The 9,134-nt window shown below is 70.7% G+C and carries 3 protein-coding genes and 1 tRNA gene; 3 read left to right on the top strand and 1 reads right to left on the bottom strand.

Features of this window, described 5'->3' with window-relative positions:
• Nucleotides 1-123 precede the first annotated feature (123 nt).
• Entirely contained in the window at nt 124-837 is a 714-nt protein-coding gene (locus AC51EU_RS23025; RefSeq protein ID WP_496268943.1) for a DegT/DnrJ/EryC1/StrS family aminotransferase, read from the top strand.
• A 71-nt stretch (nt 838-908) separates the two neighbouring features.
• A tRNA-Thr gene (locus AC51EU_RS23020) sits at nt 909-981 on the top strand.
• 127 nt (nt 982-1,108) lie between these two features.
• Here AC51EU_RS23020 and AC51EU_RS23015 read toward each other — a convergent pair.
• Nucleotides 1,109-3,742 (bottom strand): SpoIIE family protein phosphatase, encoded by a 2,634-nt coding sequence (locus tag AC51EU_RS23015; RefSeq protein ID WP_496268942.1) that lies wholly within the window; start codon nt 3,740-3,742, stop codon nt 1,109-1,111.
• 457 nt (nt 3,743-4,199) lie between these two features.
• Here AC51EU_RS23015 and AC51EU_RS23010 point away from each other — a divergent pair.
• Nucleotides 4,200-9,134 (top strand): HAMP domain-containing protein (locus AC51EU_RS23010; RefSeq protein ID WP_496268941.1); only part of this gene is annotated, 4,935 nt, incomplete at its 3' end.

Below are 9,134 nucleotides of genomic sequence, written 5' to 3'. Positions count from 1 at the left end.
GAGCTCCGGCTCCTGAGACCTTTGGTCTCGGGAGCCGGAGCCTTTTTGCGTTCACCGCCCCTTCCCCGCCCAACGGCATGGATGTCATATGACGTTCACTTCGCGTCAGCAGGATTTCCCGGCATGGGGACAGCAGACGTGGGGACGGCAGGGACAGGGACCGCGCGTGCGCTCAGGGCGGCCGGAGTGCGCGCCGGTGACGAAGTGGTGGTGCCGGCGTTCGGCAACCCCGAAGTGGCCCGGGCCGTGGTGGGGACGGGAGCGCTTCCCGCGTACGCCGAGGTGGACCCGGAGAGCTACTGCCTCGACCCGGCCTCGGTGGCCGACGCGGTGACGAGCCGTACGGCGGCCGTGGTGGCGGTCAACCGGTTCGGACGGCAGGCGGACGCCGGGTGGCTGCGCGCGGTGGGACAGCGGCACGGGCTGCTGGTCCTGGTCGAGGACGAGCCGGCCGCGACGGGCGGCCCGCAGGAGACGGAGCGCCGCCGGGCACACGCGGCGTATCTGGACGGCAGGTTGACCGGCGTCCTCACTCCGGCGCCCGCGACCGGGCACCTGTACATCCGGTACGTGGTGCGGATTCCCGGTAACGGACGGCCCGACCGCGACGCGTTCGCGCGGGCGCTGCGGGCCAGGGGCGTGGCGTGCGAAGTGCCCGTCCACGCGCCCGTGTACCGGATGCCGGGGCTGCGGCGGGACGCCTTTCTGCCGCAGACCGAAAGGGCCGTGGACGAGACGCTGGCGCTGCCGGCGCATGCCGGAATGACCCGGCGTGAGATCCAGCGGATGGCCGGTGCGTGCAATGCGCTCGGGGGACTGCTCCAGCCCGCCTTTTAGGCGGAGCGGGGGCGCGCGGCGGGCGATTCGGTCGTACGGCGGAGTTCATGTATGATCTATTCCGCTGGCTCGCCCCAATAGCTCAGTCGGCAGAGCGTCTCCATGGTAAGGAGAAGGTCTACGGTTCGATTCCGTATTGGGGCTCCGAAAAGGAAAGCCCCCGTCATATTGGCGGGGGCTTTCCTTGTATACGGAGGGAGAAGGGCTTCCACCGGTGTCCGCGGGGGCGGAACACCGCGGCCGGGGAAAGCCCTCCGCCGCCCGCGCGGCGTTATACGACGGGGATTTCCGGGACGCGCATCGCGAGGATGGCCATGTCGTCCGAGGCCGGTTCGGCGGCGAAGCGTTCCACGGCACGCAGCACCCGGGCGGCCACCGCGCCCGCCGTCAGGCCCGTACACGTCGTCAGGACGTCGGTGAGGCCGTCGTCGCCGAGCATGCGGGTGCCCTCGCGGCGTTCGGTGACGCCGTCGGTCACACACAGCAGGACATCGCCCGGGTCGAGGGTGACGGTCTGTTCGTAGAGCTCCAGGTCCTCCATGACGCCGAGGAGGGGCTGGGGGTCGGCGGCGGGGGCGACCGTGCCGTCCTGGCGGAGCCGGAGCGGCAGGGGATGACCGGCGCAGACGACCTTGAGGAGCGCGCCGCCGTCGGGCTGCGGCCGCAGTTCCCCGTAAAGGAGCGTCAGGAAGCGGCTGCGGGCGCCCTCGTCGAGGATGGCGGCGTTGAGGCGTTCGAGGACGGCGGGGCCGCCGAAGCCCTCGCGGGCCAGCAGCCGCAGGGCGTGCCGGGCCAGGCCCGTGACGGCCGCTGCTTCCGGGCCCGTGCCGCAGACGTCGCCGATGGCGAACCCGTAGGCGCCGTCGCGGATCGGGAAGACGTCGTAGAAGTCGCCGCCGACCTCGTTGCCCTCGCCGGCCGCGCGGTAGATGACCTCGACCTCGACGCCCGGGACCTCCGGCAGCTCCGGCGGCAGGAGGCTGCGCTGGAGGGACTGGCTGATGGCCGTGCGTTCGGAGTAGAGACGGGCGTTGTCCAGGGCGAGGGCGGCGCGGCGGGAGAGGTCCTCGGCGAGTTCCAGGATCTCCTGGCGGAAGTGCTCCTCGGTGGGTTTGCCGAGGGTGAGCATGCCGATGACGCGGTTGCGGGCGACCAGCGGCAGGACGACGGTCTCGCCGCCGACGGCCGAGGCGGTGGCCAGGGAGGCGCCCGGGGCACCCGAGGCGCGGGTGGAGGAGCCCAGGCCCACACTGCGCAGGGAACTGCGCAGCGCCGCGTCGTGGGCGGCGTCGGCGGGGGCGGTCCAGACCCGGGCGCCCGGTGTGGGGACCGGTTCGGGCGGGTCGACCTTCAGCAGCAGGTTCTTGAGTCCGTCGATGCGGTCCTCGTCCTCGTGGAGGACGTAGGACAGCTCGGGTTCGGAGGTCTGGTCGGCGACGGTGTAGACGGCGCACCAGGTGGCGAGAGTGGGGACGGTCATCTGGGCCATCAGGGCCAGCGTCTGGTCGCGGTCGAGGGTGCCGGCCAGCAGGTCGGACGCCTCGACGAGGAAGGAGAGGGAGCCGCGGCGCAGCTTCTCCAGCTCAGTGAGGCGGGCGCGTTCGACGGCGAGGGCGATGCGGTCGGCGGCGAACTGGAGGTTCAGTGCCTCTTCGTTGGTGTAGCGGCCGGCGGTCTCGGCGGCGACGCCGAGCGAGCCGGTCAGCCGGCCCTCGACCTTGAGGGGGACGGTGACGACGGAGCGCATGCCCGTACCGGAGAGCAGCGGGACGGCGCCGGGGACGGCGGTGAGGTCCTCGTGGACGGCGGGCATCCGGGCTGAGCCGTAGCGGCCGGAGCCCGCCTCGACCGGTACACGGGCGAAGCGCTGGCGGGCGGAGGGCAGTCCGGTGGAGGCGCGGACCTCCAGTTCGGTCTCGTCGTCGGTGGCGAGGAGGAGGTAGGCGGCGTCGCCGTCGAGCATGTCGCGGGCGCGTTCGACGGTGCGTTGGAGGAGTCCGTCGAGGTCGTCGGGGGCGGGGGAGCCGATGAAGACCTCGAACGGGTCCGAGGGGCGGCCCTCGGCGTGGGCGGCGGTGTCCGGGGCGGGGGTGCGCTGCGGGCTCTGGAGCACGGCGCGTTCGTGCTCGCGTACCAGCAGGCAGACGGTGGACGCCTCGCCGTCGGCGTCGCGGACGCGCAGATGGGTGGCGTAGACGGGGACGACGCGGCCGTCGGCGTCCCTTATCCCGTAGGAGCCCTCCCAGCGGGAGAGGCGGAGGGCCTCGGCGACGCCGGTGCCGGTGCCGGGGGTGTGGGGCCAGGCGGCGAGGTCGGTGAGGGGCTTGCCGATGACCTGTTCGGCGTCGTACTGGAAGAGGTCGCAGGCGTCGTCGTTCCAGACGCTGATGCAGCCGCCGCGGTCGACCTGGACGACGGCGACGCGGACGCGGGTGTCGGCGACGGGGAGGGCGTCCACCGGGAGGGCGGGGCCGGCGGAGCGGGTGCCGGCCGGGCGTTCGGGCAGGTCGAGCTGGAACCACACATGTTTGCGGGCGGTGCCGTACTCGACGCCCCAGCAGGAGGAGAGGGCGCCGCACAGCAGCAGGCCGCGGCCGCCCTCGCGGTCGGGCGGGACGACGGTGCGGCCGCCGTGCTGGAGGGGGATCTCACGTTCGGGGTAGCGGTCGGCGACGGAGATGCGGACGCCGCGTTCGGAGCGCAGGCAGAGCACATCGGCAGCGGTGCCGGCGTGGACCACGGCGTTGGTGACGAGTTCGCTGGTCAGGACGACGGCGTCGTCGACGATGTCGCCGTAGCCCCAGCCCTGGAGGGTGTCCCGGACGAACGCGCGGGCGGTGGCGACGGAGCGCCCGACCGGCTCGAAGGTGGCGGCAGCCCGCGCGGTGATCACAGCACTCCCCATTGGATTTTTGTCGCTCCCCCAACTCCTGTGCCCGTTTCCCCTGGCCTCGATGCGCCAGGAGCGCGCCGGAGATCCCGGCCGGTCGTCCCGGCGCCGCCTCCCGGCAGGGGGCCGGTGCGCGGTCCGGCCGGTCCGCACACTCCTAGTCAGGCTAGACGGTCGCCTCGGGAGGTGGGAACGAAGGCGTCCTTTCCGGGAGCTTGTGCCCTTCGGTGCACGGAGCGTGCCCATCGGAGGGCGGGGGATGTGTGTTTTCGGGTGATTCCTGGTGGTGTCCGGAGTCGGTGGCGGGTCGTTCCGGGAGGGGACACGGTGCGCGCCGGGGCCGCGGGCTTCGGCGCGGCGCGGGACGTGTGGTTACGTTTCGACTCCTTGCCGCGTCGCGGCGGCGGGGTGAAACACTGGGCGCTGGGAATGAGAGATCCCGGGTGAACGTCGACCCTGCGGGAGGGACACGGTGGAGTCTGGCGCAGCGGCGCGGGGCGCGAGCACGCGTACGAGGAGCGGACGGTCCCGGGCATCCGGGACGACCGAGGTGGACACGGCTGCCCTGAACCGGCTCCTCGCCGCTCTTGTCGCCATGCGGGACGGGAACTTCCGCAAACGGCTCACGGTGTCCGGCGACGGGGTGCTGGCGGAGATCTCCGCGGTGTTCAACGAGGTCGCGGACCGCAATCTGCACCTGACGGGCGAGCTGGCCCGGGTGCGCCGGGTCGTCGGGCGGGAGGGGAAGCTCACCGAGCGGCTGGAGGCGGGGGCCTGCGAGGGCTCCTGGGCCGCGGCCATCGACGCGTCCAACGCCCTGGTGGACGATCTCGTCCGGCCCGTCTCCGAGATGGGGCGGGTGCTGTCGGCGGTGTCCGAGGGCGATCTGGAGCAGCGGATGGATCTGCGGTCGCGGGGCTCCGACTCCTCGTCGGGGCATCCGCTGCGGGGTGAGTTCCTGAAGGTCGGCCGGACGGTCAACGGGCTGGTCGACCAGTTGTCGGCGTTCACCGACGAGGTGACGCGGGTGGCCAGTGAGGTCGGGGCGGAAGGCAAGCTCGGCGGGCAGGCGCAGGTCCGCGGCATGTCCGGTTCGTGGAAGGACCTGACCGAGTCCGTCAACACGATGGCCTCGCGGCTGACCGCGCAGGTGCGGGACATCGCCCTGGTCACCACCGCGGTCGCCAAGGGCGATCTCTCGCGGAAGGTGACCGTGCACGTCGCCGGCGAGATGCTGGAGCTGAAGAACACCGTCAACACGATGGTGGACCAGCTGTCCTCCTTCGCCTCCGAGGTCACCCGGGTCGCCCGTGAGGTCGGTACGGAGGGCGAGCTGGGCGGCCAGGCGCAGGTGCCGGGTGTCGCAGGGGTGTGGAAGGACCTGACGGACTCCGTCAACCTGATGGCCGGCAACCTCACGGCACAGGTGCGCGGAATCGCGCAGGTCACCACGGCGGTCGCCAACGGTGACCTGTCGCAGAAGGTCACGGTCAGCGCCCGTGGCGAGGTGGCGCAGCTCGCGGACACCATGAACACCATGACCGAGACGCTGCGGACGTTCGCGGACGAAGTGACGCGGGTGGCGAACGAGGTCGGGGCCGAGGGGCAGCTCGGCGGGCAGGCGCAGGTACCGGGCGCGGCCGGTACGTGGAAGGACCTCACCGACTCCGTCAACACCGCGTTCCGCAATCTGACCGCTCAGGTGCGGGACATCGCGCAGGTGACGACGGCGGTGGCGAACGGTGACCTGTCGCAGACCGTGACGGTCGATGTCGCCGGGGAAATGCTGGAGTTGAAGAACACCGTCAACACGATGGTGGGTCAGCTCTCGTCGTTCGGCGCCGAGGTGACGCGCGTGGCGCGGGAGATCGGTGTCGAGGGCGAGCTGGGCGGCCAGGCCGCGGTGCCGGGCGCGGCGGGTACGTGGAAGGACCTGACGGACTCCGTCAACACCGCGTTCCGCAACCTCACCGGGCAGGTCCGCAACATCGCGCAGGTGACCACGGCGGTCGCCAACGGTGACCTGTCGCAGAAGGTCACCGTCGATGTCTCCGGCGAGATGCTCCAGCTGAAGAACACCGTGAACACCATGGTGGACCAGCTGTCCTCGTTCGCCTCCGAAGTCACCCGGATGGCCACGGACGTGGGGACGGAGGGCCGCCTCGGCGGGCAGGCGCGGGTGGACGGCGTCAGCGGCACCTGGAAGGAACTCACCGACTCCGTCAACTTCATGGCGGGCAATCTCACGTCGCAGGTGCGGCAGATCGCCCAGGTGACGACGGCGGTCGCGCGCGGTGACCTGTCGCAGAAGATCGACGTGGACTCGCGCGGCGAGATCCTGGAGCTGAAGAACACCATCAACACGATGGTGGACCAGCTCTCCGCGTTCGCCGAACAGGTCACCAGGGTCTCGCGTGAGGTCGGTACGGAGGGCCGGCTCGGTGGTCAGGCGCAGGTGCCGGGGGTGGCGGGCGTCTGGCGGGACCTGACCGATTCCGTCAACGGCATGGCCAGCAATCTGACCTCGCAGGTCCGCAACATCGCACAGGTCGCCACGGCGGTCGCGCGCGGTGACCTCTCCCAGAAGATCGACGTGGATGCCCGCGGCGAGATCCTGGAACTCAAGAACACCCTGAACACCCTCGTTGACCAGCTCTCCTCCTTCGCGGAGCAGGTCACCCGCGTCGCCCGGGAGGTGGGCACCGAGGGCATCCTGGGCGGCCAGGCCGAGGTGCAGGGCGTCAGCGGGACGTGGAAGGACCTCACCCAGTCCGTCAACCTCATGGCGAGCAACCTGACGTCGCAGGTGCGGCAGATCGCCCAGGTGACGACGGCGGTGGCGCGCGGCGATCTGTCGAAGAAGATCACCGTCGACGCCAAGGGCGAGTTCCTCGAACTCGTCACGACCGTCAACACGATGGTCGACCAGTTGTCGTCGTTCGCCGAGCAGGTGACGCGGGTGGCCCGTGAGGTGGGCACCGAGGGCCAGCTGGGCGGGCAGGCGCGGGTGCCGGGTGCCACCGGCATCTGGCTGGACCTGAGCGACAACGTCAACCTGATGGCGAACAACCTCACCATCCAGGTGCGCAACATCTCCCAGGTGGCGGCCGCGGTCGCCAACGGTGACCTGACGAAGAAGGTGACGGTCGAGGCGCGCGGTGAGGTCGCGCAGCTCGCCGACACCGTCAACACGATGGTGACGACGCTGTCGTCGTTCGCCGACGAGGTGACCCGCGTGGCCCGTGAGGTGGGCACCGACGGCATCCTCGGCGGCCAGGCGCGCGTCCCCGGTGTCGCGGGGACGTGGAAGGACCTCACGGAGTCGGTGAACTCCATGGCCAACAACCTCACCGGCCAGGTCCGCAACATCGCCATGGTCACCACCGCCGTCGCCAAGGGCGATCTCACCAAGAAGATCGACGTCGACGCGCGGGGGGAGATCCTGGCGCTGAAGACGACGATCAACACGATGGTCGACCAGCTGTCGTCCTTCGCCGAGCAGGTCACCCGGGTGGCGCGCGAGGTGGGTACGGAGGGGCAGCTCGGCGGGCAGGCGCAGGTGAGAGGGGTGGCCGGCACCTGGAAGGACCTGACCGACTCGGTGAACGAGATGGCGGGCAACCTGACGCGCCAGGTGCGGGCCATCGCCGCGGTCGCCGCCGCGGTCACCCTCGGCGACCACAACGTGCGGATCGACGTGGACGCGGCCGGGGAGATCCTGGAGCTCCAGGACAACGTCAACACCATGATCGCCACGCTCCGCGAGACCACCCTCGCCAACGAGGAGCAGGACTGGCTCAAGGGCAATCTGGCCCGTATCTCCGGTCTGATGCAGGGCCGCCGCGACCTCAAGGACGTCGCCACGCTCATCATGAGCGAGCTGTCCCCGGCGGTCTCCGCGCAGCACGGCGCGTTCTTCCTCGCCGCGCGTCCCGAGACCGGCGGGATCGGGGTGGACAGCGGCTCCGGCGCGTACGAGTTGCAGCTGATGGGCTCGTACGGCTACTCCATGGGGGCGATGCCGACGAGCTTCCGGCCGGGCGAGACGCTGATCGGGACGGCGGCCGAGGAGGGCCGCACGATTCTGGTGGAGAACGTGCCGTCCGGCTATCTGAAGATCGCCTCGGGGCTGGGGGAGGCGCCGCCCGCCAATGTGATCATTCTGCCGGTGCTGTTCGAGGACAAGGTGCTCGGCGTGATCGAGCTGGCGTCGTTCCAGCCGTTCACCCAGATCCAGAAGGACTTCCTCAGCCAGATCGCCGAGATGATCGCGACCAGTGTCAACACCATCTCCGTCAACACCAGGACCGAGCTGCTGCTCAAGCAGTCGCAGGAGCTGACCGAGCAGCTCAAGGAGCGGTCGGCGGAGCTGGAGAGCCGGCAGCGGGCGCTGGAGCTGTCCAACTCCGAGCTGGAGGAGAAGGCCGAGCAGCTGCGGGCGCAGAACCGCGACATCGAGGTGAAGAACACCGAGATCGAGGAGGCGCGGCAGGTTCTGGAGGAGCGCGCGGAACAGCTCGCGGTCTCCATGCGCTACAAGTCGGAGTTCCTGGCGAACATGTCGCACGAGCTGCGCACCCCGCTCAACTCGCTGCTGATCCTCGCCAAGTTGCTGGCCGACAACGCCGAGGGCAATCTGTCGCCGAAGCAGGTCGAGTTCGCCGAAACGATCCACGGTGCGGGTTCCGACCTGCTCCAGCTGATCAACGACATCCTCGACCTGTCCAAGGTGGAGGCCGGGAAGATGGACGTCAGCCCCACGCGGATCGCGCTGGTGCAGCTCGTCGACTACGTCGAGGCGACGTTCCGGCCGCTGACCGCGGAGAAGGGCCTGGAGTTCGCCGTCCGGGTCTCCCCGGACCTGCCCGCCACGCTCCACACCGACGAGCAGCGGCTCCTCCAGGTGCTGCGCAACCTGCTGTCCAACGCGGTGAAGTTCACCGACACCGGAAACGTCGAACTGGTCATCCGGCCGGCCGGCGAGGACGTCCCGGTGGCGATCCGCGAGCAGCTGCTGGAACACGGCTCGCTGCGCGACCCGGACGCCGACATGATCGCCTTCTCGGTGACCGACACCGGCATCGGCATCGCCTCCAGCAAGATGCGGGTCATCTTCGAGGCGTTCAAGCAGGCGGACGGCACCACCAGCCGCAAGTACGGCGGTACGGGCCTGGGGCTGTCCATCAGCCGGGAGATCGCCCGGCTGCTCGGCGGCGAGATCCACGCCGCCAGCGAACCGGGCCGCGGTTCCACCTTCACCCTCTACCTCCCGCAGAACCCGGGCGGTCTGCCGCCGCACGGCTACCCGGCGCTGGTGGCCGGCGGTCTGGCGAAGGACGCCGAGGAGCACGAGACGGAGGCCGGGCGGGAGACCGCGGCACGGGAGGCCGGGCTGCGGACCTCGCAG

This window comes from Candidatus Streptomyces philanthi (assembly GCF_059553635.1).
This window is presented reverse-complemented; position numbering and strand designations above follow the sequence as displayed.